Origin of the sequence: Chryseobacterium sp. SORGH_AS_0447, from assembly GCF_030818695.1 — a bacterium.
GTDB lineage: Bacteria > Bacteroidota > Bacteroidia > Flavobacteriales > Weeksellaceae > Chryseobacterium.
Map to the genome: position 1 here is coordinate 188,981 of NZ_JAUTAR010000001.1, position 25,395 is coordinate 214,375.

General features: G+C 39.7%; 19 protein-coding genes. 13 read left to right on the top strand and 6 right to left on the bottom strand.

Features of this window, described 5'->3' with window-relative positions; all coding sequences use genetic code 11:
- Positions 1-18 precede the first annotated feature (18 nt).
- Together QE422_RS00865 and QE422_RS00870 are read left to right on the top strand one after the other, a co-directional pair.
- Positions 19-1,560 carry a glycine--tRNA ligase gene (locus QE422_RS00865; RefSeq protein ID WP_307454404.1) on the top strand — a complete coding sequence of 514 codons (1,542 nt, stop codon included), beginning with the start codon at positions 19-21 and terminating at the stop codon, positions 1,558-1,560.
- A gap of 159 nt (positions 1,561-1,719) precedes the next feature.
- Entirely contained in the window at positions 1,720-2,862 is a 1,143-nt protein-coding gene (locus QE422_RS00870) for a serine hydrolase (RefSeq protein ID WP_307454406.1), read from the top strand.
- Between the two features lie 158 nt (positions 2,863-3,020).
- Here QE422_RS00870 and QE422_RS00875 read toward each other — a convergent pair whose 3' ends face one another.
- The gene (locus QE422_RS00875; protein ID WP_307454408.1) at positions 3,021-6,086 is read right to left on the bottom strand and encodes a DNA polymerase III subunit alpha; all 3,066 of its coding nucleotides are present in this window, start codon (positions 6,084-6,086) and stop codon (positions 3,021-3,023) included.
- A gap of 10 nt (positions 6,087-6,096) precedes the next feature.
- Positions 6,097-7,257: a DNA polymerase IV gene (gene dinB / locus QE422_RS00880; protein WP_307454409.1), complete on the bottom strand. Its 1,161-nt coding sequence runs from the start codon at positions 7,255-7,257 to the stop codon at positions 6,097-6,099.
- Positions 7,258-7,318: 61 nt separating this feature from the next.
- Between dinB and QE422_RS00885 the strand changes: the two genes are divergently transcribed.
- From QE422_RS00885 to QE422_RS00920, 8 genes are all read left to right on the top strand, one after another.
- A complete protein-coding gene (locus QE422_RS00885) occupies positions 7,319-8,089 on the top strand; it encodes a helix-turn-helix domain-containing protein (protein WP_307454411.1) in 771 nt (256 codons plus the stop codon).
- 170 nt (positions 8,090-8,259) lie between these two features.
- A complete protein-coding gene (locus tag QE422_RS00890; RefSeq protein WP_307454412.1) occupies positions 8,260-8,760 on the top strand; it encodes a M15 family metallopeptidase in 501 nt (166 codons plus the stop codon).
- Between the two features lie 335 nt (positions 8,761-9,095).
- Positions 9,096-10,133 (top strand): patatin-like phospholipase family protein, encoded by a 1,038-nt coding sequence (locus QE422_RS00895; protein ID WP_307454414.1) that lies wholly within the window; start codon positions 9,096-9,098, stop codon positions 10,131-10,133.
- Positions 10,134-10,573: 440 nt separating this feature from the next.
- Positions 10,574-10,726, top strand: a complete 153-nt coding sequence (locus tag QE422_RS00900; protein WP_307454415.1) for a hypothetical protein — start codon at positions 10,574-10,576, stop codon at positions 10,724-10,726.
- Positions 10,727-10,887: 161 nt separating this feature from the next.
- A complete protein-coding gene (locus QE422_RS00905; protein ID WP_307454417.1) occupies positions 10,888-13,080 on the top strand; it encodes a hypothetical protein in 2,193 nt (730 codons plus the stop codon).
- Between the two features lie 327 nt (positions 13,081-13,407).
- Positions 13,408-14,328 carry a YafY family protein gene (locus QE422_RS00910; protein WP_307454418.1) on the top strand — a complete coding sequence of 307 codons (921 nt, stop codon included), beginning with the start codon at positions 13,408-13,410 and terminating at the stop codon, positions 14,326-14,328.
- Between the two features lie 48 nt (positions 14,329-14,376).
- Positions 14,377-15,006, top strand: a complete 630-nt coding sequence (locus QE422_RS00915; RefSeq protein ID WP_307454419.1) for an energy transducer TonB — start codon at positions 14,377-14,379, stop codon at positions 15,004-15,006.
- A 6-nt stretch (positions 15,007-15,012) separates the two neighbouring features.
- Positions 15,013-15,444: a nucleoside deaminase gene (locus tag QE422_RS00920; protein WP_307454421.1), complete on the top strand. Its 432-nt coding sequence runs from the start codon at positions 15,013-15,015 to the stop codon at positions 15,442-15,444.
- A gap of 33 nt (positions 15,445-15,477) precedes the next feature.
- On the opposite strand, the gene QE422_RS00925 is transcribed toward QE422_RS00920, so the two are convergent.
- Positions 15,478-16,236 carry a type III pantothenate kinase gene (locus tag QE422_RS00925; RefSeq protein WP_307454423.1) on the bottom strand — a complete coding sequence of 253 codons (759 nt, stop codon included), beginning with the start codon at positions 16,234-16,236 and terminating at the stop codon, positions 15,478-15,480.
- Positions 16,237-16,393: 157 nt separating this feature from the next.
- Here QE422_RS00925 and QE422_RS00930 point away from each other — a divergent pair, with 157 nt between their 5' ends.
- Positions 16,394-16,996: a hypothetical protein gene (locus QE422_RS00930; RefSeq protein ID WP_307454425.1), complete on the top strand. Its 603-nt coding sequence runs from the start codon at positions 16,394-16,396 to the stop codon at positions 16,994-16,996.
- A gap of 75 nt (positions 16,997-17,071) precedes the next feature.
- On the opposite strand, the gene QE422_RS00935 is transcribed toward QE422_RS00930, so the two are convergent.
- From QE422_RS00935 to QE422_RS00945, 3 genes are all read right to left on the bottom strand, one after another.
- A complete protein-coding gene (locus QE422_RS00935; RefSeq protein ID WP_307454426.1) occupies positions 17,072-18,913 on the bottom strand; it encodes a M1 family metallopeptidase in 1,842 nt (613 codons plus the stop codon).
- 135 nt (positions 18,914-19,048) lie between these two features.
- Positions 19,049-19,525, bottom strand: a complete 477-nt coding sequence (locus tag QE422_RS00940; protein WP_307454428.1) for a DUF1572 domain-containing protein — start codon at positions 19,523-19,525, stop codon at positions 19,049-19,051.
- Positions 19,526-19,730: 205 nt separating this feature from the next.
- Complete coding sequence (locus tag QE422_RS00945) at positions 19,731-21,416, bottom strand: hypothetical protein (RefSeq protein ID WP_307454430.1); 1,686 nt, start codon at positions 21,414-21,416, stop codon at positions 19,731-19,733.
- 523 nt (positions 21,417-21,939) lie between these two features.
- On the opposite strand from QE422_RS00945, the gene QE422_RS00950 reads away from it, so the two are divergent.
- Both QE422_RS00950 and QE422_RS00955 read left to right on the top strand, forming a co-directional pair.
- Positions 21,940-24,135, top strand: coding sequence for a glutamine synthetase III (locus QE422_RS00950; RefSeq protein WP_307454432.1), 2,196 nt, complete (start codon positions 21,940-21,942; stop codon positions 24,133-24,135).
- 470 nt (positions 24,136-24,605) lie between these two features.
- Entirely contained in the window at positions 24,606-25,319 is a 714-nt protein-coding gene (locus QE422_RS00955; RefSeq protein WP_307454433.1) for a C40 family peptidase, read from the top strand.
- Positions 25,320-25,395: the final 76 nt, after the last annotated feature.

Here is a 25,395-nt window from a genome sequence, read left to right on the forward strand (position 1 = left end):
TTCAGACGTTAAAAAATTATGGCAAAGCAAGAAGATGTTTTCAAGAAAGTGATTTCTCACGCTAAAGAATACGGTTTTATTTTCCCTTCGAGTGAGATCTACGACGGTTTATCCGCTGTTTATGATTATGGACAGAACGGTGCCGAACTTAAAAATAATATCAAGCAGTACTGGTGGAAAGCAATGGTACAGCTGCATGAAAATATTGTGGGTATTGATTCGGCCATCCTGATGCACCCGACGACCTGGAAAGCATCCGGCCACGTAGATGCTTTCAACGATCCGCTGATTGATAACAAAGATTCCAAGAAGCGTTTTAGAGCAGACGTTTTAGTGGAAGACTACTGTGCTAAAATTGAAGATAAAGAGAACAAGGAAATTGAAAAGGCAGCCAAAAGATTCGGTGAAGCTTTCGATAAAGACCAGTTTGTCGCTACCAATCCTAAAGTATTGGAGTATAGAGCCAAAAGAGAAGCCATTCTTTCCCGACTGGCAAAATCCCTGGAAAACGAAGACCTTGCTGATGTAAAAGCGTTAATCGAAGAGCTGGAAATTGCCGATCCCGATACCGGTTCCAAAAACTGGACGGAGGTGAGACAGTTTAACCTGATGTTCGGGACGAAGCTGGGTGCTTCCGCGGATTCTGCGATGGACCTATATTTGAGACCGGAAACCGCACAGGGTATTTTCGTTAATTTCTTAAATGTACAGAAAACTTCCCGCCATAAACTTCCTTTCGGGATTGCCCAGATCGGAAAAGCCTTCAGAAATGAGATCGTGGCCAGACAGTTCATCTTCAGGATGCGTGAATTCGAACAGATGGAAATGCAGTTTTTCGTTGCACCGGGAACCGAACTGGAATTCTACGAACAATGGAAACAGAAACGTCTGAACTGGCATTTGGCTCTGGGGTTGGGTGATAACAATTACCGATTCCATGATCACGAGAAGCTGGCGCATTATGCTAATGCAGCGGCTGATATCGAATTCAACTTTCCATTCGGTTTCAAAGAGCTTGAAGGGATCCACTCCAGAACGGATTTTGACCTTAAAGCACACGAGGAATTCTCCGGCAGAAAGCTTCAGTTCTTCGATCCGGAAAGAAACGAAAACTATGTTCCGTATGTGGTGGAAACTTCTGTTGGACTAGACAGATTGTTCCTTGCTTTATTCTCCCACTGCCTGAGAGATGAAACCCTGGAAGACGGTTCGGAAAGAACGGTTCTTTCTTTACCTCCTGCTTTGGCACCAATTAAAGCGGCCATCCTTCCGTTGATGAAAAAAGACGGTTTGGCAGAATATGCAGAACAGATCTTCAATGACCTGAAATACGATTTCAATTTATTCTACGAAGAAAAAGATGCAATCGGAAAGCGTTACAGAAGGCAGGATGCGATCGGTACCCCTTACTGTATCACGATCGACCACGATTCTTTAACGGATCATACGGTAACGATCAGAGACCGGGATACGATGCAGCAGGAAAGAGTTCCCGTTTCGGAACTGCGAAGAATTATCGACGAGAAAACAAGTTTTAGAAACTTACTTTCAAAAATATAAACGGAAAGCCTTGAGAAATCAGGGCTTTTTTATTGCTTACATTTTCGTTTGCGATGAAAAATCATAGCCCACGTTTACCTAACAGGTCATACATTATAAAACGAATCATTTCCTTTGCTGTTTTTAAATTTATTTTAAATTTGTTTAAGATCGATTATTATGACCATTCTTATTTATCTGGCGACCTTCATTATCATTGCCCTGGCCCTTTTCTATATTCTGGGATACGGATATCTTTTTAACGGAATCTCAAAAACCTATTTAAGAGGAAAGATGAGCGCAAACATAGATGACGGAAAATTGTTTTCCGCCAACCTTATCGACACAGAATCGCCGGTGCTTTGGGAAGAAGCTCCGGAATACAATAAAAAGGAGCTGCCTAAGACCATTGCCGATGATCTTCGCCGTTCTGAAACCGCTTCTTTCATTGTAGTGAAAGACGGAAAATTGCTTCACGAACAATACTGGAAAGGCTATCATGCCCTGTCTGCCACCAATTCTTTTTCCATGGCAAAAGCCGTAACGGTCATGCTTCTGGGAAAAGCCCTTGAAGAAGGAAAGATCGGCAGTATCAATGATAAATTTTCGGATTATTTTGAAGAATTTAAAAATAAAGATTTTGCACAGAACCTAACGCTGAAACATCTGGCTCAGATGGAATCCGGTCTGGACTGGGATGAAGATTATAAGAATCCATTTCTTCCCAATGCCAGAGCTTATTACGGAAGAAGCCTGATGAAAGCTACTTTTTCAAGAAAATTCAAATCCAATCCGGGTGAAAGGTTTGAATACCAAAGCGGATCGACCCAGCTTTTAGGTTTTGCCGTAAGAAAAGCCGTGGGACAATCGTTGGCCAGTTATCTTTCTGAGAAATTCTGGATCCCGCTGGGTATGGAACAGAATGCTACCTGGAGCACGGATGAAAACGGTATGGAAAAAACCTATTGTTGCATCCACTCCAATGCACGCGACTTCGCAAAATTGGGACAATTGTTTTTAGACAACGGAAAAGTTGGTGACAAGCAGCTTCTGAACACTGATTTTATCAATCTGATGAAAGAGCCAACGAAAAATTCCGATGAAATTTACGGTATGGGCTTCTGGATCAATAACGACAATCCGATTAAGCATTATTATTTCCTTGGTCTTCAGGGCCAGTATATCATCATGGTACCGGAGCACAATATGGTGATCGTAAGAACCGGAAGCTACAACAACCTCCCGAAAACCGACAGAGGTAGGCCGGATCAGGTAAGGTTCCTGGTGAATGAAACGGTGAATTTTTTTAGCGGGAATGAATGATTTATAAAACACACCGTCAAAAATTCTCTGAATTTTCGCCTCCAATTCGGAGGGGAATTTGAACGGTATATTCCAAATCATTGGATCTACTATACTCAGCTTAATTTTTATTATCATTTCATACGTTTAATAAGTACAAATTTTATTACATAAAAACTTTACCTCAGTCCGATATTAATTCTCTGCCTTGGCAATCCGATTTCATGGGCCTGCGGGTAAGGTTTCCGTGAGGTCATGCTCACATCTTCCCGGATTTTGTGGTGCACCTGGTAATTTTTTTCTTGGTCGGAAGAATACCGCGGATCGGGAATCATCTGCATTTTTGCCATTTTGTGGACGGTAATGGTGGGGAAATGATAATCAATTTCTACGGTTCCGAGCAGCAAATAGCAACCCCCGCCCTGGAAATCATATTCCTTCAGGCTGTCCGGGAAATGGGCGGTATCAAAATATTCTCCGTTGGCATCGATCCAGGTTCCGAAATACATCGCTCCTTTCTTCGTCGGCACATGCTTTCTGGAAATAAGGTAAGCGAGCATTTTTACCTGCCGTTTATGGTATTTCGCCAAGTCCTTTACAAACACCGAACCCCTGTATTTGGTTTGCAGCAGATCGAAAGGGGAACATGAAATCGGAAACCCGATGATTTCAATTTCATCAAAAGCATCTTCAAAGCGTTCTCTTTTCAGCTCCGGAAGCCTGAATTCCTGCACAGGCTCTTCAATCAGCGTCATCCCACGGTTTTCAGGCCTGAAGTTTACCAGCAGCATCCGGGCTTCCACCAGCAATTCATTTTTTTGTTTGCCGGTAAATCTAAATGCACCGATAAAAATCAAAGTCTGAATGGTTTCTACTCCTGCAGCAATACGCCTGATGAAATTTTCTAAGGAGGTATAATTTCCGTTTTTTTCACGCTCTTCTACAATTCTGTTGACCATTTTTGTTTCGAGCCCTTCCAGTAAACCAAGTCCCAGATAAATGTCTTTTCCTTTCAATGCTGTCTGCACCTCACTCGAATTTACACACGGAAGCTGGATATTTCCGCCGGACATTTTCGCTTCATGAATATAGACTTCAGTACGGTAAAATCCGCCCTGGTTGTTGATTACAGACACCATAAATTCCAATGGATAATAGACTTTTAGATACAGGCTCTGATAGCTTTCTACTGCATAAGAAGCCGAGTGTGCCTTGCAGAAAGAGTAGCCGGCAAAAGATTCAATCTGCCGGAAAGCCTCAACAGTAAGAGCTTCGGAATGTCCTTCATCTTTGCATTTTTCAAAAAAGTTAGCCTTTACTTCCTGCAGTTTCTCTATGGACCTCCCTTTTCCGCTCATCGCCCTGCGAAGTGTGTCTGCATCCGCCAGGGAAACGCCTCCGAAATACTGGGCAATTTTGATTACATCTTCCTGATAGACCATAATTCCGTACGTTTCTTTCAGGTTTTCCTCAAATATCGGATGGAAGTATTCAAACCGATCAGGATGGTTGTGCCTGAAAATATATTCCCGCATCATTCCGCTTTGGGCCACTCCGGGACGGATAATGGAAGAAGCAGCCACCAATATTCTGTAATTGTCACATTTTAATCTTCTGAGCAATCCACGCATCGCCGGAGATTCGATATAAAAACAGCCAATGGTTTTTCCTATAGCCAGGTATTCATTGCATTTTTGTTCATTTTTGGAAATGCGGGTATCCCGGATATCAATATCAATTGCCCTGGTTTTCTTAATGAGTGCCACCGTATCGTTAATTGTTCCCAATCCGCGCTGGGAAAGGATATCTAATTTTTCAAGCCGCATGTCTTCCGCCGTATCCATATCGAACTGAGCGATCGGAAAACCTTTAGGCGGCATTTCCAGTGCGGTAAAATTGGTAATCGGTTCTTCGGAGATCAGGATTCCGCAGGCATGCATGCTGCGCTGGTTCGGGAATTTCTCCATTAAAGCCCCATAGCGATGAACATGCTTTACGATGGAATTCCGGTCATGTTTTTCAATCGGATCATTCGCCAGGCTGTCGAGTTCTTCTTTCGGCAACCCGAAGACTTTTCCTACCTCCCGGAAAATGGATTTGTATTTAAATTGAACATTCGTTCCGCAAAAGGCCACATGTTCTTTCCCGTATCTTTTAAAAATATATTCCAGAATCGTATCCCTGTCCTGCCAGCTCCAGTCGACATCAAAATCAGGAGGTGAATTCCGGTTCAGGTTCAGGAAGCGTTCGAAATAAAGATCCAGTTCCAGCGGACAGATGTCGGTAATCCCCAGGCAATAACTTACAATTGAATTTGCACCGCTTCCCCTTCCCACATGCATTAATCCCATACGGTTACTGTAACGTACGATATCCCAGGTGATCAGGAAATAAGAACAGAAATTACGTTCATTAATCACCTTCAGTTCTCTTTCTACTCTTTTCCTCGCTTCCTCATGATTGGCTCCATACCTTTTCTCAAGTCCAAGATACGCCAGCCTGGTTAGCATCTTCAGGTCGGCAGCTTTTGATTTAGTATAATGCTGCTTGTTTCGGACTTTTTTAAAATCGAATTCAAAGCTGCAGGCCTCAAGAAGCTTTTGGGTATTTTCAATGATTTCAGGATAAAACTGAAAATCTTCAGTCAGTTCTCGTTCGGATTTAAAATATTCGGATTTGCGGCAAATATCATGTTCGGAGAGTTTGGACAACAACGTATTGTTATCGATCGCCCTTAGGATCATGTGCAGATTATATTCTTTCTGGGAAATGAAGGTTACCGGCTGTAGAATCACCATCCGGTCCATATGCTTCTTCAATTCAGGCCGTACCAGGAAATTCAGCTCTTCTTCCCGGATGCCAATATATTCATTGTCTTTAAGCTGCTTCGGAATATTCTGCAGTGGATAAACCACAAATACGTTTTCAAAATCGGGAGCTATTTCCGAAAGTTCTGCACCGTCGCAGTTGTGTGCGGTCATCATCCGGTTCACTTCCCCGATCCCGGAAAATTCCCGGGCGATTGCGATGTACAGCAACCGGTTTTCTTTCCTGATTTCCATTCCGGCAATGGGTTTTATTCCCACGTCGTCACATTGTTTTTTAAAATCATAAATGGCCGTAACGGTATTAATATCTGTGAGCACCAGGGTTTTTATCTCCAGGGCTTTGGCTTTCTGTACGAGTTCTTCTACGGAAAGGGTGCCGTAACGCAGGCTGTGGAAGGAATGGCAATTAAGGTACATAGCAAAAAGGTTAAAGTGTTGTTTTATGTTCAAAATCAAATCCCGAAGCCCTGCCGACAGCATCCGCTCCGAAACGGTTTTTAAGGTAATCCATGGTCTGGTATAAATTCATCTGTTCTTCAGTGTCTTCAAAGAGATTCATCTGATGGCTGCCATGAACCAGATCGGTAAATCGTAGGCCAATCAGTCGAATCCGCATCCTGCGGGTATACAGCCGGTTAAACAACTCCAGGGCTATTCTTGATAAGGTATGGTCTGCCGAAGTATAGGCTACCCGGCTCTGTTTGGTTTCAGTGTCGAAATTGGCATAGCGGATCTTCACAACAACCGTTGAAGTAAGCCATTTTTCCTGCCGCAGCTGATAGGCCAGCTTTTCCGACATCCTGGTGAGGATTCTTTTTAACTCCGGAATATCGATGGTATCCGTAGAAAATGTTTTTTCTGTAGAAATAGACTTTCGCTCGGAATACGGGATTACTGGGTTTTCGTCGATGCCATTGGCTTTTTTCCACAGTTCTTTTCCATTGATCCCGATCATCTGCTGGAGCACCAGAACAGGCATTTCAGACAAGGTTTGAATGGTACGGATACCTACCCGGGAGAGAAGCTGGAAAGTTTTATCGCCAACCATCGGAATTTTCCTGATGGAAAGAGGATTTAAAAAAGGACGGATTTCCGTTTGCGGGATTTCCATTTTTCCGGCAGGCTTGGCTTCTCCGGTTCCTATTTTGGAAACAGTCTTGTTGGCAGACAAGGCAAAGCTTATGGGAAGCCCTGTTTCTTTTTTTACAGCAGATACGATTTCCTGGGTCCACTGGTAACAGCCGAAAAATTTGTCCATCCCGGAAAGATCCAGATAAAATTCATCGATGCTCGCCTTTTCCATGACTGGCACTTTTCCCTGGATAATATCCGTTACGGTGTGGGATAAATTGGAATACAGCTCATAATCCCCTTTGATGATCTTAGCCTCCGGACAAAGCCTCAGCGCCATCCGGATCGGCATAGCGGATCTTATCCCAAATTGCCGGGCTTCATAGGAACATGACGCAACCACTCCACGGTCGCCGCCTCCGATAATAAGGGGAATACCGTCAAGCTGAGAGTTATTGAGTCTCTCACAGGATACAAAAAATGCATCCAAGTCCATATGTACAATCGCTCGATCCACATGACAAAAATAGTTACGTTTTTAAACAAAATTTGTATTTTTGTTGTTACAAATTATAACAATGTCAGTTTTTTCAGATAACATCAGGTTTTTGAGAGGTAAGAAAGAGATTACCCAGCAGGATTTGGCGGATACTTTAATTATCACCCGGTCGCGGTATGTTTCTTACGAAGACGGGCGATCGGAACCGCCGATTGAAGTATTGGTGAAGATTTCAAAGTTTTTTAATGTAAGCATTGATCTTCTCGTATCGGTGGATATCCGGAAATATCCACTGGAAGAAATATTAAGGCTTCCGGATAACAGGATTGTGCTTCCGGTAGTGGTGGATAAATTGGGGAACAACAGTATTGAAATCGTTCCGCAGAAAGCATCGATGGGCTATCTGTCCGGTTACAGCGATCCTGAATACATTGAAAGTTTACAGAGAATTTCCCTGCCTTTTCTGGTCAATGGAAAATACAGGGCCTTTCCTGCCAAAGGAGATTCGATGCCGCCGTTTAAAGACGGTTCGTACATTATCGGAAAATACGTTGAGGATATTGAGGATTTAAAACCAAATAAAAGTTATGTCTTTGTCACACTGAATGACGGAATTTCCTATAAAAGGTTTAAAGCTAAAAAGAAAAAATCAATAACGGTAGCTGCCGATAATTCATTTTACAAGCCTTATGATATTCCGCTAGGGGAAATTGTGGAGATCTGGCAGTATGCGTCAGGTATTTTCCCAGAAGATTTTGAGCCGGATAATTTTGAAAGTTACCAGGTGAAAGATATGTTTCTGGAATTAAGAAAAGAAATCCGGGAATTGGACAGGAAAATTTCCCGGTAACAAACCCTGTTCAACCATTTTATTCGGAACCGATCTGCAATTTTATATTTCTCATTTTTAGTTTCTTAGTATTACATTTGATTGAATTATTAATAATAAATAATTACACGTCAAGTTTTGTCGCACCCGGCATTTACTTTTGCATTCCAGAACACTAACACATTGAGAATATGGACAAAGTAACTTTACAACGAATTGAAAAGCTTCATCCCTCGGTAAGAGAGGAAGTAAAGCAGATTATTAAGGAATGCGATGAAGCCTTAACCGGAAGGGCAAAGGTGAGAATTACCCAGGGTTTAAGAAGTTTTGAAGAACAGGAAAAACTTTATGCGATCGGAAGAATTACCACAGGAAAAAAAGTAACCAACGCCAAAGCCGGTCAAAGCATTCACAATTACGGATTAGCGGTTGATATCTGCCTGATAATCGACGGGAAAACTGCCAGCTGGGATACAGCAAAGGATTGGGACAATGATAAAGTAGCCGATTGGTACGAATGCGTGAAAATTTTCGCCAGACATGGCTGGGACTGGGGTGGAAACTGGAAAACCTTTAAAGACCTTCCGCATTTTGAAAAGAAAAGTGTGATGACGGCAAAAGGTCCGGTGAAAGCAAGCTGGCGCACCTTATTAAAAATGAAAATGGATAAAGACGGGTATGTGATTCTATAATTTTAGTATTACCATCCGGAGAAAGACAAAACTGAAAATCACAACCTTTATAATTAAAATTAAAAGTTAGTTTAATATTTCTAATCAGCTTTAAAATGAGGTATACACCTTTTAAAGCGCGATATTCAATATAAAGAATATTAAAATAAATTCTCTGTTTAGAGAATTTATTTTTTAATACGACGAGTTTTGTCGCTTCTCCATTCTACCTTTGCTTCAGAAGAAACACCAAAAACAACTTCATACCACGAGATAAAACCAATAGTTATTGCCTGACACTATTGGTTTTACTTGTCTAAAGTTGTAAGTGATTTCTCATAAAAGCGAAAAATCTTATGAAAAAGACAACCATTCTTTCTTTGGACGGGGGCGGAATCAGGGGAATTATCACCTGCATCATTCTGCGTTACATAGAAGAGCAGCTTCAGTTATACGATAAGCCGGGCGCAAGACTCGGCGACTATTTCGACTTTGTTGCGGGAAGCAGCACAGGCGGACTGATTGCGTCTATTATTTTATGCCCCGATGAACACCGTAAAGCAAAATATTCAATCCAAAAAGGATTGGAATTGTATGCTGAAAAAGGTGGCGACATATTCCAGGTTTCCTTTTGGGAACGCCTGGTAAATCCTTTCGGATTATTAAACGAAAAAATTTCCCAGGAAGCACTGGAAAAAAACCTGAATGACTTTTTTGGAAATTTAGAATTAAAAGAACTGATAAAACCCTGCTTAATTACAAGCTATGATATAGAAAACAGAAGAGCCAAGTTATTCAATTCCTGGAAAGCCAGTCTGAGCACGGATAATTTTTATGTAAAAGACGTCTGTAGGGCAACTTCTGCAGCACCGACGTATTTCAGTCCGGTACAGATCAAATCCATGTACGGACAGATCTTCAGCCTGATCGACGGCGGAATGTTTGCCAATAATCCGGCACTCTGCGCATATGCGGAAGCAAGGAAAATTCCTTTTGCGGAAGTATTGAAAAATCACCAGAAAGCAAATAAGCCAACTGTTAACGACATGCTGATCATCTCTATAGGAACCGGGATCGAAGCCAGACCGTATTCGTTTAGAAAAATGCAGAAATCCGGTAAACTTGGCTGGGTAAATCCTATTATTGACATCCTGATGTCTGCCAATGCTGAAACCGTGGATTACCAGCTTTGCCAGATGTTTCAGACTTTGGGATTAAGAAACCAGAAGAATTATTACCGGCTAAATCCATCCTTGAAAAACGCTTCTCCCGCAATGGATAATGTAAGAAGATCCAATATTGAATGCCTAATCCAGGCTGGATTATGTTATATTGATGATAACAGAGAAACTTTAAACCAAATTGTACAAAAGTTAATTAAGAATAAAATATAAGCTATTTTAATTATAATGTATTAATATAAGCTTTTTCGATTATATTATTATTCTTATTTAATATGTTGTAATAACAAATGAAAGCAACTTAACGGCTTTTCTTATAAACATTCATTTTTCATTTTAGCTTATTTATGTTTTTTATTTGATTAATTCAATCATCTTGCTATTACAAAAGACGGGTACCGGTATATACTATTGAAAATATCTTAATCCGGAATTATAACTTGTATCTACCGGCTCTGTTTTTATCACCATCAGAAATAAATAAAAAGAAATTTTAAATTTTTTTGAAATTAAAAAATAACACGTCAAGTTTTGACGTTGGCAGCCTCTACCTTTGAAATGTAAAACAAAAGCAAATAAAAATTAAAACCTAATAACTTTTGAATTCACTATTAATTCATCCAGATTTTAACACCAAAAACTGCAAAAAGAATATGGAAACCAGAAATTGTACTTCGGAAACAGCTTTTAAAGAACTCTATACCATTGAATGGAGCGACATCGAAAATACTGAGGCAGATTATGACAACTACCTTAATAACCTTAAGAATGTATTCCGGCAAGGTACAAGAATAATCTATTCCTAAATAAAACTCACAGTTCCGCAGCTGTTCAGCATTCTATTATTCTCCATCCTTTAATGTCTCATTTCTTTGAATTCACCATTCACAACATGCTGGACAGCTGGAACTGTTTTAAAAAGTTCAACTAAAAAATTTGAAAACATAATCTCATAAAACCAAATTACATGTTAGACAAACAAAAATTAAGACTTCGTTTTGAAAATGATGATACTCCCAGCCAGGAAGATTTTTGGGAATGGCAGGACTCTTATTGGCATAAAGAAGAGAAGATTCCCACCACAGCAATAGACTATGATCTTACAAAAAAAGCAGATGCAGATGCTTCCAACTTAACTCCACAAAATGTAAAGCTTTGGCAAGATAAAATAGAGACTCAGACCTCTATCCAAAATCCCCAACTGAACGGAAATGTGTTAACGGTATTTTATACAGGTGAAAATGGTGTTCAGCAAAGTAAATCCATAGATTTAGGAGGCTTGGTTACCAATGATATTCATATTGAAAATGCAGCATATGATGCTGCCCAGAACATTCTTACAATTACCCAAAACAACGGAACGTCTTTCCAGATTAATCTTTCAGAGTTTAGCATTATCCCAACCACCAATCCTGACGGAAGTGTTACGTTAACTCAAGAAAGCCAGGAAAAACTCGTTTTGAAAAAAGTGGCCGTTACTGGCAGTTATAATGACTTAACAGACAAACCAACTTTTACAGGCAATGATAATTTACAAAACGTTATCGACCGAGGCAATGGAACGACCAAACCTATTATTTTTCAGCCAAATCAAGGTCGGGCAGGAGAAGTGGGCTTCAGTCCTACAACCTACTCTTTATGGTTTGGAAATATGAATAAAGATCATACAGGAGTATACGGGATTGGAATCGGATATGGTACGCTACAGAATTTAACTACAGGAGCAAGCAATGTCGCTATGGGAGGCTTTGCCGGCAATGGTTTAACAACAGGACAATGGAATACCCTTACTGGTGTAAACAGTGGGCTTTCTTTGACAACGGGAAGCTACAATGTAATGCTTGGGAATGAAGCTGGAAAGAATACAACAACAGCTAATGGATGCACATATGTCGGGGATGAAGCAGGTGTTAAAAATATTGATGGCAAGAACAATACTGCTGTAGGATTAGGAGCCGGATATTGGCTTACCCATGGTACCCAAAATACATTTATTGGTGCTTTTGCCGGAAACAACCATGGAAAAACTACCGGATCGGGAGCTTGGGGTTATAATACTTTTATTGGATATAATGCAGCTTCTACTACTCATGCTATGGGAACGTGGGGAGACAATAATGTTGTTATCGGTTGTAATGCCCCATTAGGAGGTTCGGTCTCCAACCGGCTGGTTATTGAATCCAATATAGCAGCAAGACGTCATGACTTTGTAACGCCTCTGATCGGTGGCGACTTTGCTGCCAGAACACTGGATTTTGACGCCGTTGTTTCTGCAAAAAGAACTCCGTTAGCTGACAGCAGTTATACAAAAGTAGCCGTTCTTAATGCAGGAAATATCTTTGGATATAAAAATTTATCCGATTTTACAGGATTTATTCCGATTGCAGGGACGACTTCGGACGCACCCCTCACGGGAAATATCCGGTTCTCAAATGAAGATCCAACAGAAAAAATAATATACAGAACTAATGAAATTAACAATGTAAAAAATGCAGTAGGGTTATTTCCCGATTCCGTCATGATGTTTTCAGGAAACCCCGAGGGAACACAGACCTGCAGTCTAGATGTAAGTAAAAACAATGGCATTCTTGCCCGAGCTTATGGCGCTCGTATTATATTAGATACCGCTGGAATTGCTTTGAAGCAAACAGACGGTACAAATACCAAAGGATTTGTTGTGAGCTCAAACGAGGATGAACCTGTATTTATTGAACATCAGACAACAAAACCAAGAGGTTTAAGTTCTAAGACTTATTTTGGAGATAATGCCCAAAAAACCGATTATATTCAGAAACAGTATGTGGACATGCAACACTCCTATACTGAAAAAGAAGTAAAAACAGAAGGATTATGGATCAATAATAAGCCTTTATACAAAAAAACGCTATTCCTAAACGAAATCCCGAGAAACGGGGAAATTATGCTGGACAAGATTTTTGAAGATCTGGAAATAATTGTTTCCAATCAGATGTTCACAGAATCTTCTGTGTTAAATGCGAGCTTTTCAGGAAATCAATGGATGTCAAAACTATTTATTACACTGGAAAAAAATCTTGTGAAATTTGAAATGGCTAATGCACCGGATTATGACTATTCCCAAATCGATTCTTTTATACTGACTCTGGAGTATACTAAGAAGAATGACAGCCCTATACAATAGCCTTCTATTAAATAATAAATACTTTTAAATAAGACTAATATAACAATAGGATTTATAATAAACTCCGTAAGCGATACTATTTACGGAGTTTTTATATTCTCTGATAATTAATAATAAGTTATGTGAAGTGACTTTTGCCGGCTGTAGATTCGTATTCATCAAAGCACTTAAACATTTCTGGTCTTTGTTAAATTTTTAAACAAAAATCCAAACACGACACATTTTGTCGCATCAACCCCATATATTTGTGGTATAAACTTTTAGCAATGAAATGCCGGTATGCGTCCTTCTAAGCATGCAACAAACGGCGATATTAAATATTTTAGAATGAAAAAAGACTTTTACCTGACAAGATATGCTCTTATTATCAAGAGGCTGGAAACTTCCTCGGCTACTTATCCGCAGCTTGAGGAATATCTGCTCAATTCTTTTGAGTTTCAGGATGCGGGAATCAAGAGTTATTCAATCCGTACCCTGCAGCGGGATATCCGGGAAATTGCAAATCTTTTTAATCTTTCTATCCACAATAAAAAAAAGGGTGACAACCGTTATTATATCGAAAGCCGCCCTATTATGGAAGTAGATGAATACAACCAGAAATTACTGGAATCTTTTCAGGTAAGCAATGCTTTAAACCTACATCCTGACTTTTCAGACCTGATTTTTTTTGAAACAAGAAAACCAACCGGTGTAGAGAACTTCTATGACCTTTTCTTTGCCATCCGTAATAAGAGAATCGTTTTATTTGAACATTATAATTATAAAAACAAGGTCATGACCTCCCGAAAGGTCCATCCTTTAGCATTAAAAGAATCCAAAGACCGATGGTATTTAATTGCTGTCGATACCAAAGATAAAATGCTGAAATCTTTCGGATTGGACCGGATCAATTACCTTGATGTTTCAAAAAATAAATTCAGGGAAAAATATAAATACAATTTCAGGGAGCATTTCAAAAATGCTTTCGGGGTAATGAATCTTGCAGAACAGCACCCTCAGAAAATCATCCTGAAATGCAGCAGGCACCAAGGAGAATACATCAGAAGCTTTCCGCTTCACCAGTCTCAAAAAGAAACGAAAGAGACCCCGGAAGAAATTTTCTTCGAGTTCTTTCTTCATCCAACCTACGACTTTATGCAGGAAATTCTTTCATACGGCAAGGAAGTTCAGGTTCTGGAACCTAAAATTTTAGTAGAAGAAATCCGCAGGCATTTGCAGGAATCTCTAAACCGATACCTTGAAAACTAAACTTAATTGGTTATGATTTTTTGATTACATTTACATAAATATACCAAAGTGAAATCTCTTATTGTTTATTTGTTTTGCTTTATTTCATCATTCTGTTTTTCCCAGCAGGCAGAGGAATTTAAACTGATTAAAAATTATTACAACCAGCACCGTTCTATGCTGGGTAAGGAATTCAGGAAAAAGTTTGATGCAGAAACAAATAATTTTCATAAAGCTTCCATCAAACAGGATTATCTGCTTTTTATGCAGAAAATGGATAGCATCGAAAATGTTGCACTGACCGGCGCTTTATTAAAGACAAAAAACCTGGAAGATCTGGATAAGCTGAGGTTGGTCAATAAAACCTTACCTGCCGAGGCTTCACCATCTCCCTCTATCGTCATTGACAAAGCCGCAGACTATCCCGGAGGAATCAACAGCCTTCGAAAAGAAGTGGCAGATTTATTTTATCTTGGAGGAATATATTCCGAAGTTAAAACCGTAAAGACCAATGTGGCCTTTGTTGTAGAAAGGGATGGGAGCATCACCCATGTACAGGCAGAAGGTGATAATTTTACTTTTAACCGGCAGGCAGAAATTGCAGTATATTCTATCTCCCAAAAATTTTCTCCGGCCATCGTGAATGGCAATCCGGTACGATACCGGTTCCGACTTCCCTTAACCATGAATATCGAATAATTGCGTATGTTTACCGACGAATATTTTATGAAAATGGCTTTTCACGAAGCCGAATTAGCCTTTGAAAAAGATGAGGTCCCGATTGGCTGTGTGGTTGTTTCCAATAACCGCATCATTGCAAGAGCACATAATCTCACTGAAACCTTAAATGATGTCACGGCTCATGCTGAAATGCAGGCCATTACTTCGGCAGCTAACTTTCTGGGTGGAAAATATTTAAAGGACTGTGCCCTGTATGTAACTTTAGAACCTTGTGTAATGTGCTCCGGAGCGCTTTCATGGTCACAGATTTCAAAGGTTGTTATCGGAGCAAGGGATGGACAGCGGGGCTTTATCAATAAGCACCTCAGCCTTCATCCGAAAACGGAAATCGTTACAGGCATTATGGAAAATGAATGTTCATTAATTGTAAAAGAATTTTTTAAATCTAAAAGATAATCTTCAATAAAAAAACGGCTTAAGGCCGTTTTTTTATTTATCTATTCCTAAAAAATACAATCCCTTTAGAGTGTGAAGCCTGTCCATCACATGGATCTTATCCGTCAGCGGTTTATAAACATGGGAAACACCGCCCGTTGCTACCACAAAGCAGTCATCACTTACCTCATCATTGATCCGGTCGATAAAACCTTCTACCATTCCCAGAAAGCCGTACACCATTCCGCTCTGCATACAGGTAACGGTATCCAGGCCCAACACGGTTTTCGGTTTTACCAGTTCAATCTCAGGAAGCTGGGCGGTCTGGCTGATCAGAGAGTTCAGGGCCGTAACGATGCCCGGAGCTATAATGACTCCTAATGTTTCCCCACTTTCCGCTACACAGCTTGCCGTGAGAGCTGTTCCGAAATCAAGTATGATTTTCTTTCTGTCCGGATACATATTATGGGCTGCCACCAGGTTGGCGTAAATATCCGTTCCCATCTGCTTGGATTTTGCCTGAACACCCGATGGCGTATTTCTATCGACAATTATCGGGGAAATATGATGAATTTTCCTAATGGCCGAGCTCATTACTTTTGTAAGCTGCGGAACAACCGAACCGATAATCACTTTGCTGATTTCTTTCGGTTCAATTTTATAGGTTTGATATAGCATCAGCATCTGAACGTAAAGCTCATCCGCCGTCCGATAGGGTTTGGTATTGATCACCCAGGAGATATCACAATTATCATCATTAAAAAGTCCGAACCGAATGTTGCTGTTGCCTATATTTATTACAATTGAATTCATGTATCTATTTTCAGAAAGACCGAAATCTTATATTAACTTTGAGGCATTAAAATTAATGATTTTAGTAAAATTATAGGGCGGTCACTGAAATTACTTTTTGCTGTCTTTAAAACAATTAATTATATTTAAAGACTGAAAACCTCTTCAACCGTATCTCATGAAAAAACTGATCTTTATTTTTTTACTTTTTGCCGGACTGAATATACCTGCACAAACGGCGGCAGCGGCAAAGGAAGTATTTGAAAAAATTAAGAAAGAATCGAAGATTGACGGCAGTGATAAGGCTGTCTATCATCTTCTTGAAGAATTTTATGCCGAAAACCTTCAGGCGGAAAATGATGAAATGTCGGAAGAAACCATAGAGAAAACCCAAAAACTCGCTTCAGATCCTGATACAAAGAATCTCCACATTCTGATGCTTTTTCTGATGTATCAACAGCATATCAGCCAAACGGCAGCAGTAGGAAAAAAGCCTAATCCTGAATTTCAAATGGCAACCATGAGAATGCTTGAGGATGAAATTAAAAGTGTCTATGGAAAAATCCCTGCTATCATTTATGTTTACCAATATGAAGCATTGAGCGCCGGTAATAAAAAAGAGGAAGCAAAAGCCACGGCATTCCAGGGACTGAAAGAATATCCTGATTCCGTACCGTTAAAAGTATACACTTATTTAAGCACCAATGATGAAGCCATAAAAAATGATCTTTTGAAAAACCATTCCAATCATTGGATGGTAAAGCAGTTTGGAATTAAATAGATCCTGACATGAAGCTATTAAATAAAAAAAATCCCCGAAGAAAAATTCTTTGGGGATTTACATTTATCAGTATCTTTATTTCACCTCAACAAAATTATCATCAGGATTCACATCCGCCAGTCTCTGGCTGATATCAATCCCCAAAATTGACAACTGGGATTTCGTATAAGGAACCGTAATCGTATATTCCTTTTGCGTCCACGGCCAGTACGGCATTGTTTTGAATTCTCCATAGGCATCCTTTGTTTTCCAGGTATGCGTCATACTCATCGGGATTTGGTAATTCACCACTTTCTTATCTGCAGTCATGATACTGAAATCGATAGGCATCGGAACCTGACCGTTATTTACTAAGGTAATGGTTGTCGACTTAGCATCATATTTTACATCCTTAATCGCGTAATCTATCGTTTTGGTGGTATTGATCCAATAATTCTGGAACCATTTCAGATCCATCCCTGAAACTTTTTGCGCAATATGCAGAAAATCCCTGTCGGAAGGATGTTTCATTGCCCATTGGTCGTAATACTGTTTCAACGTTTCCGCAAGATTCTGCTCTCCCATAATATATCCCAATTCCACCAGATACAGTTCCCCTTTTACATATGAAGCATAGGTATAAGCAGTTCCGTTATCGTGGTGGTCTCCCAACCAGACAGCAGGTTCTTCAATTCCCTTTTTAACGAAATTACGGTACGCATTGATCGAATTGAAAAAAGGATTCGGAAGCGGTTGGGCCGGCGGAAACAATTGGTTCATCACATAGCCTTCCGCATAGCTGGTAAAACCTTCATCCATCCATGGGCGCATCGGTTCGTTGGTAGCCAACATCTGCTGGTACCAGGAGTGAGCACCTTCGTGGGCCATCAGTCCCATTAATCCTTCAATATTTTTGGCTTCTCCCAAGATCATCGTGCACATTCCGTACTCCATTCCGCCATCGCCTCCCTGGATGAAAGCATAAGAAGGATAAACATATTTTCCGAAATGGGCATTCATCAGCTGGTAATATTTTGTAATATAGGGCTGTGCCTCTTCCCAGACTTTTGTTTTGTCATTATTCTGATACACGAGAAAGACTTTCGGGCCTTGCGGAACATCGAAGCTTTTCACGATGTAATCCCTGTCGGCTGCCCATGCAAAATCCAGGATATTTTTCGCGGTCCATTTCCAGGTAGCTTTGTTTTTATCTGCTTTGATCTTTGCATTGACGTCGTACCCTTTCACTTCAGCAGGATTTTCCAAAGTTGCTCCGGCCCCAATTACATAATCTTTGTTGATTTTAATCGTCACATCGAAATCCGAGAACGGTGCGTGGAATTCCCTCCCGACATAATCGAACGTAGCCCAGCCGTCGTAGTCGTATTCTGCGATTTTAGGATACCATTGGGTCATCGTCATATCCACTCCTTCCCGGTTGTTCCTTCCGCTTCTTCTGATTTGCTGAGGAATTACGGCATCCCATTCCAAAGTAAAAGTGGTTGATGAATTCGGCTTTATCGGTTCTGCCAGATATACTTTCATCACGGTTTCCTGGATTTCATACTTTAAGGCTTTCCCATTTTGTTTGATCCAGTGGATATTCTGTGCGCCTTCCTGGTCTTTTGGAATTGAAGCCAGCCTTGAAACCCCGTCTTTCTGCAATCTTGAATCCCCGTTTTTCCCCTGTGACGCCACCCGTTGATCCATCATCGAACCCGGTTTGAAAGCATTCCAATACAGATGGAAATACACCACATTCAGCTCGTCAGGCGAATTGTTTTTATAGTCTAGGGTATGTTTTCCTTCATAGGTAAATTTTTCAGCATTCACATCAATATCCATCTTGTATTTCGCACTCTGCTGATAATAAGGTCCCTGCTGGGCGTGAAATTGTGAAATGATAAACGCAAACAGGATTGCAACCGATTTTTTCATTTAAAATTTTTATTTTTCTAAAGGTAAGTATTTTAAACAATAACCTCAAAAGAACAGGTATGATGAGGTTTGCTCTATGTTTAGATTAAATTTAAATCAAGGGTTAAATTACCTTTCAAATTTACTGAGTTTGAACTAATGTATATTTAAAGCCAAGAGTTTTTTAATTAAGGTAATCTGTCCCAGATGATAATACGCATGCTCAATCATTCCGTCGATATTTCGTAAATAGGTTCCGTATTTTTCATCAATGAAAACTTCATTCATTTTAGTATCAGGCATCTGTTCCAATAAAACGGCAAACTTTTCAGCATCGCTCAAAAGTTTATTCAGCAATGATTCCCACTGCTCCTGCGACTCAACCGGAGGAAGATCAAAACTGTATTGGTCTCTGATCTCCAAAGGTCCGCCTTCAAAAACCTGGATCAATCCTGCGATATAATAATCGATGTGAAAGGTAAGCATGGCAATGGTATTCAAAGAACCGACTCTTGTTACGGCCTGCTCCCAGGTCACATCAGAAAGCTGGTCTTTAAAATTGGTATTGGCAATCCACAGCCCATCCAGCAATACTTCTCTGAATCTTTTGGCTAATTGTAATACGGTACTCATTTGTTGTAATTTTCTTAAAGATAATTATTTTTATTTTTCTGGATGGCGTATGTTTTTTCAGATGAATCAAATGAATTTCCACAGCTGTTTATTAACTTCTGCTTGCGCAAACATCTGTCAGATCTAAGCCATCTCCAGGATAAAAAAATCCTTCAGCGTTTAGAACCCTGAAGGATGATATTATTATCGTCAAATAAATGTTACATTAAGCAAAAAGCTCCTTTTTTGCGCTTCTCAAAATCTTCTCAAGGATTTTTAAAGTAATCAGGTAAGTCGGTTTCACTCCCGTTAACCCCAAACCACCGGAAGAAAGCGTACTTCCTGTTTCCAGCGGATTATCTGATGCATAATAAGCATACATCACAAATAGATCTGGGGTAATATGATGCCTGATTTTAGAAGCTACCTGAATGGCCTTCTGGTAATGCGCACCTTCCATTTCGAGCCCGATCGCTTTCCATGAAGTGTTCATAAAGTAGGAAAGAATATCCCTGTTTTGCAGTGATGTGCCTAAAACAGTAATCATCGGCCCTTCGAATGCCAGCAGTTCATCATCTTTAAAATCATCGAGCTTCAGAGCATTTTCAAAAGGATAATTATCGGCTGTTCCTTCAAAAATATGAGAGGTCGGGATCATAATGTCCCCTTTTCCGCCGGCAAGAATACCTGCTTTACCCATAATAGAAACCGATTTTACTTTCATCATATAAACTTCTCCTTTATGTTCGAAAGGTCTCAGCAATTCATCCATTACTTCAAAAGCCTGTTCACCGAAAGCATAATCGAAAACCATGATCACATCGTCTCCGCCGTATTTTATATCGCTGAAAGGTGTATTTTTAAGATTAGTTTTGCTCAAATCGATGATCTGTACATCAATATTGCTCCCGCTTTTATCATTTATATAGATCATCCCCTCGTCCAAAGCATATTTGGAAACTTTGTCACGAAGCTCTTTTTTATCGGAAATCTCGCCGTATAACTTGTAATCGACTTCTTTATGGTCTTTCTTCTTTAAAGCATCATTGGCATACAGCATATTTTTCACCGAATGCATGTTGGCAGAAATAATGTGCAGCGGGCGCATGTGAAGATCATTCTCATATAAAGTCTCCTTTACCTTGTTCGCCCATTTTTCACCGAAATAGTGATGGCCTACCCTTTCTCTCAGGATCGAACTGAAATGAATTTCCCGTTCTCTGGTCTGTTTGGCATCTTCCAGGCTTACTTTCGCTAGGTTGTAGATGATTTTAAACAAACGGTCCGGATTATGATCGTCTCCAAAAGTATTATAAGCCCTCAAGGTTTCATCAAATGTTCTTCCTATTAATGAAGACAAATGGATTAATGCCACTTCCTTTTCCTTTCTGCTGAATTTCTTTTCGCCTTTCACCACTTCTTCGATGATTTTGAAAGCGCGGGTCGGCTTCCAGTTTTCATCCTGGATAAAAGCGAGGTTACGGATCTTATCCGCTTCTATAAATAAAAAAGTAAGGTGGGTAAGAATATCATAGATTTCCGAACGTCCCAAAAGCACTTCAATATTCATCTGGTGCTCGTCGATCCGGTAACAGTTTCTTCTTCTCTTTTTAGGAACAATCGGTTCGAAACTTCCTTTATCAAACCCCTCATCTGATGTAAGATGAATAAAAGCACATTCTTCAATTCCTTCCGGAAGCCTGTCCAGCACATACATCAATCCGTCAAGCTCCAGTTTACTCGGAATATTCATGCTTCCGTAGATCTCAGGATTAATGGTCTTCAACAAACTTCTGATCGTCTCCCCCGAAACACCGGCAGGTTTAAAAAAACCTCTGTAAAAGAGGTGTCTCATAGAAATATACAATCTTTCAATTGCTTCCGTTGTTTCTCTTGCTCTAGAATTTGTCATAAAATAAATTTCACACAAATATACAAAATCTCCGCCCAATTCATTTTAAGTAACTTTTAATAAGTCGCTTAACATAATATATAAGGTATAACATGTACTCCTCCATTTTGTTCAGCAATCGGTATTCTCAACCCTTTAAACTTCTGCTATCCGGCTTTCGACATTTATGATGGCCATCTCCCGATTCTTCAGGAGCCGGGAACCTGCTTTCCGCTATATCTTTTCCGCCCACGCAAAGGGCCTTGCAGAAAAAGGATGCCGCTGCAATCAGGGCTAAAGCACAACTCCACGAATGCCAGCCATAACTTCCCTCTTCTATTAATGAGATATTTTTCTATTAAATTCTTTAATTTAAACAGAACCCAACTCAAAATTTAAGCCCTTAAACATTTAACCCCCTCCTATAAATTCAAATTCTTGTTTAATTTTTTGTTAAATTTAGGTAAACCCCTTAAATTTTCAGGGTAAAAATATTTTGGATTTAATTTTTTCGTAAATTTGCCCCGTAAAAATCAAACCTAATATGTCAACTTTAAGATTCAAAGCGTTAGAAACTTTACCATTCAAGGACTTTAGAAGAGATAATTCTGTTGAAGTTCCTGTAAAATTGTCAGAATTATTCTGCCAGAATGTTTTCTCAGAAGAAACCATGAGAGAATATTTAACGAAAGAAGCATTCAATTCTATTATGGATGCGGTAAAAAAAGGAACCAAGATCCAGAGACACATTGCAGACCAGGTAGCTGTAGCGATGAAAGACTGGGCGATGAGCAAAGGGGTAACCCACTACACGCACTGGTTTCAGCCGCTTACAGGAAGTACTGCAGAAAAGCACGATTCTTTCTTTACTCCAATCGAAGGAGGAAGAGCTATCGAAAGATTCAGCGGAAACTTATTGATCCAGCAGGAGCCGGATGCATCTTCTTTCCCGAATGGTGGGATCAGAAACACTTTTGAAGCAAGAGGTTATACGGCGTGGGATCCTACTTCCCCGGCGTTCATTATGGGAACGACTTTATGTATTCCTTCGATTTTTATCTCTTATACCGGAGAAACTTTAGATTACAAAGCCCCTCTTTTAAGAGCGTTGAACGCGGTAGACGAAGCGGCAACCAACGTAATGCAGTACTTCGACAAAAACGTAACCAAAGTAACCCCTACGTTAGGCTGGGAGCAGGAGTATTTCCTTGTTGATTCCGCATTGTATCAGTCCCGTCCGGACCTTGTATTAACAGGTAAAACCTTATTAGGACACTCTCCTGCAAAAGGACAGCAGCTGGACGACCATTATTTCGGTTCTATTCCTACAAGGGTAATGAACTTCATGAAGGAATTGGAGATCGAATGTATGAAACTGGGTATTCCGGTAACAACAAGACACAATGAGGTAGCACCAAACCAGTTTGAGCTGGCACCAATGTTTGAAGAAGTAAACGTTGCAGTAGACCACAACTCTTTGTTGATGGACGTTATGGCGAGAATCGCTCACAGACACCATTTCCATATTTTATTCCACGAAAAACCATTTGCAGGAGTAAACGGAAGCGGAAAGCACAACAACTGGTCTTTGGCAACTGATACCGGTGAGAACCTTTTAAGTCCGGGAAGAAACCCTAAGAAAAATTTACAGTTCTTAACGTTCTTCGTAAATACCATTAAAGCGGTTCACGAATATGCAGATCTTCTAAGAGCAAGTATCGCTTCTGCAAGCAACGACCACCGATTAGGAGCTAACGAAGCACCACCGGCTATCATTTCTGTATTTATCGGAAGCCAGCTGTTCAGCGTATTGGAAGAGCTTGAAAAAGTAACCAGCGGAAAACTTTCTCCTGAAGAGAAAACAGAATTAAAATTAAATGTTGTAGGAAAAATTCCTGAAATCTTATTGGATAATACCGATAGAAACAGAACTTCTCCGTTTGCATTTACAGGAAATAAATTCGAGATCAGAGCGGTTGGTTCTTCTGCAAACTGTGCAGAATCCATGACGGTAATGAATACCATCGCAGCAAAACAATTAAGCGATTTCAAAAAAGAAGTGGATGCTTTAATTGAAACTGGTCTTAAAAAAGATGAAGCGATCTTCAATGTACTGAGAGAATACATCAAGCAGTGCAAGAGCATCATGTTCGAAGGAGACGGATATTCCGACGATTGGGCAAAAGAAGCTGAAAAAAGAGGATTGAACAACCTGAAAACCACTCCTGAAGCATTAAAGCAGGAAATGGATGAGAAATTCCTTGCCCTTTATGAAGAGATGGGAATTTTCACTCACAGAGAAGTGGAAGCCAGAAACGAAATCAAATTAGAAAAATATTCTACGGTAATCGATATTGAAGCAAGAGTTTTGAGTGACATCGCAAGAAACCACATCATTCCTTCTGCTTTAAACTATCAGAACAGACTGATCGAGAACGTAAAAGGTCTTAAAGAAATTTTCGGAGAGAATGAATTCAAGTCTCTGGCAAAAGAGCAGATGAGCCTGATTACTCACATTTCTGAAAACGTATCAAAAATCAAATTGGGTGTTGAAGACCTTATTAAAGCCAGAGAAGCAGCAAAAGGTGTTACTGAAAGCCAAAAGCAGGCAGAAGAATACTGTAATACAGTAAAGCCTTTATTTGATGTGATCAGAGAAGCGTCCGACGATCTTGAAATGATGGTGGACGACGAGCTTTGGCCAATGACAAAATACAGAGAAATGTTATTTACAAAGTAACATTTGTAAAGTTCCATATTAGTGAAACTCCCCGGTTCTTATCGGGGAGTTTTTATTTTACTGCTAAATTTAAGATCATAAATTTCTAGTCTTACATTTAAATGTTAAGATCACTCGGTGATGCATGCTGAAAACAGCAAATAGTGGAATTAAATGGCTAAATTATGCTTGTAATCAATTATTTATTAAGAAATATTAATAGCCTGTTTTTTGAAATATTTTTTACCACAGCCTATATTTTATAAGATCTGACGATAATTTTGTTAAAGAATCTTAATAAAAAAAACCGCATGCCTACCGAAAATAGGCGGTTGCGGTTTGTTTTTCTTTAACATACTTTCAAAATATGTTAAAATGTGTTAAATAAAGAACCTGACAATTGTCATATCAAGGCGCTTTTACTCGGATTCTATATTTTTGTATTGCTTTTGAAAATATACTAATCCTTTTAACACGGTAATCAAATATATATGAAGAAAAGAGTTTTGTTTTATCTAGTTGCTTTCGTCTCTACAGTATCGTTACAATCGTGTGTTACAAACTACGTCGTTTCAAAACCAGCAACTTACGCTAAAGAATACAAAACAGATGCCAAACTAGCTTCATTCGAAACGAACAAAATGGAGCAGGATAAGCAGAAACTTATCAATTCATTTCTAGCAGAAAAGGCAGCTGTTCTGGCCAACGCCAAAAATTCCATCAAAAATTCTGAGATTGCAAAAGCAATCAAACACAATACAACCATCGACAATATTTTAAACGAAGCACAGACCTATCTTGGAACTCCTTACCGATATGGAGGGATGACAAGAAACGGGATCGACTGTTCTGCTTTTGTTCTTTCCGTTTTCGGAGCTGCTGCAGGATTAAGCTTACCAAGAGTAGCTGCTTCCCAGTCTGAAGAAGGAGAGAAGATCGAAAAAGAGAACCTTCAGAAAGGAGATCTTATTTTCTTTTCTCACGGAAGAAGAATCTCTCACGTAGGTATTGTAGAAAGCGTAGATGAAAACGGTGAAGTAAAATTCATTCATGCCGCTACGTCAAAAGGAGTAATGGTCTCGTCACTGAACGATTCCTATTGGGGCCCAAAATACCGGTTCGGAAAAAGAATCATCAATGAGAACGGAGAAGCGTACAACAATCTTGCAACGACAACTCCCGCTTCCAACGGAACAAATTTTTAATTTTAAATAATTGATTTAAATAATGAAACCATCAGCAACTGATGGTTTTTTTATTTTTCAGACATTTTCATTTATC

Coding starts and splice junctions, on each gene's coding strand:
- QE422_RS00925 (WP_307454423.1), bottom strand. CDS start 16,236: ATGAATTCAATTGTAATAAATATAGGCAACAGCAACATTCGGTTCGGA.
- QE422_RS00895 (WP_307454414.1), top strand. CDS start 9,096: ATGAAAAAGACAACCATTCTTTCTTTGGACGGGGGCGGAATCAGGGGA.
- QE422_RS00950 (WP_307454432.1), top strand. CDS start 21,940: ATGTCAACTTTAAGATTCAAAGCGTTAGAAACTTTACCATTCAAGGAC.
- QE422_RS00885 (WP_307454411.1), top strand. CDS start 7,319: ATGTCAGTTTTTTCAGATAACATCAGGTTTTTGAGAGGTAAGAAAGAG.
- QE422_RS00890 (WP_307454412.1), top strand. CDS start 8,260: ATGGACAAAGTAACTTTACAACGAATTGAAAAGCTTCATCCCTCGGTA.
- QE422_RS00875 (WP_307454408.1), bottom strand. CDS start 6,086: ATGTACCTTAATTGCCATTCCTTCCACAGCCTGCGTTACGGCACCCTT.
- QE422_RS00870 (WP_307454406.1), top strand. CDS start 1,720: ATGACCATTCTTATTTATCTGGCGACCTTCATTATCATTGCCCTGGCC.
- QE422_RS00910 (WP_307454418.1), top strand. CDS start 13,408: ATGAAAAAAGACTTTTACCTGACAAGATATGCTCTTATTATCAAGAGG.
- QE422_RS00945 (WP_307454430.1), bottom strand. CDS start 21,416: ATGACAAATTCTAGAGCAAGAGAAACAACGGAAGCAATTGAAAGATTG.
- QE422_RS00905 (WP_307454417.1), top strand. CDS start 10,888: ATGTTAGACAAACAAAAATTAAGACTTCGTTTTGAAAATGATGATACT.
- QE422_RS00955 (WP_307454433.1), top strand. CDS start 24,606: ATGAAGAAAAGAGTTTTGTTTTATCTAGTTGCTTTCGTCTCTACAGTA.
- QE422_RS00920 (WP_307454421.1), top strand. CDS start 15,013: ATGTTTACCGACGAATATTTTATGAAAATGGCTTTTCACGAAGCCGAA.
- QE422_RS00900 (WP_307454415.1), top strand. CDS start 10,574: ATGGAAACCAGAAATTGTACTTCGGAAACAGCTTTTAAAGAACTCTAT.
- QE422_RS00930 (WP_307454425.1), top strand. CDS start 16,394: ATGAAAAAACTGATCTTTATTTTTTTACTTTTTGCCGGACTGAATATA.
- QE422_RS00865 (WP_307454404.1), top strand. CDS start 19: ATGGCAAAGCAAGAAGATGTTTTCAAGAAAGTGATTTCTCACGCTAAA.
- QE422_RS00935 (WP_307454426.1), bottom strand. CDS start 18,913: ATGAAAAAATCGGTTGCAATCCTGTTTGCGTTTATCATTTCACAATTT.
- QE422_RS00940 (WP_307454428.1), bottom strand. CDS start 19,525: ATGAGTACCGTATTACAATTAGCCAAAAGATTCAGAGAAGTATTGCTG.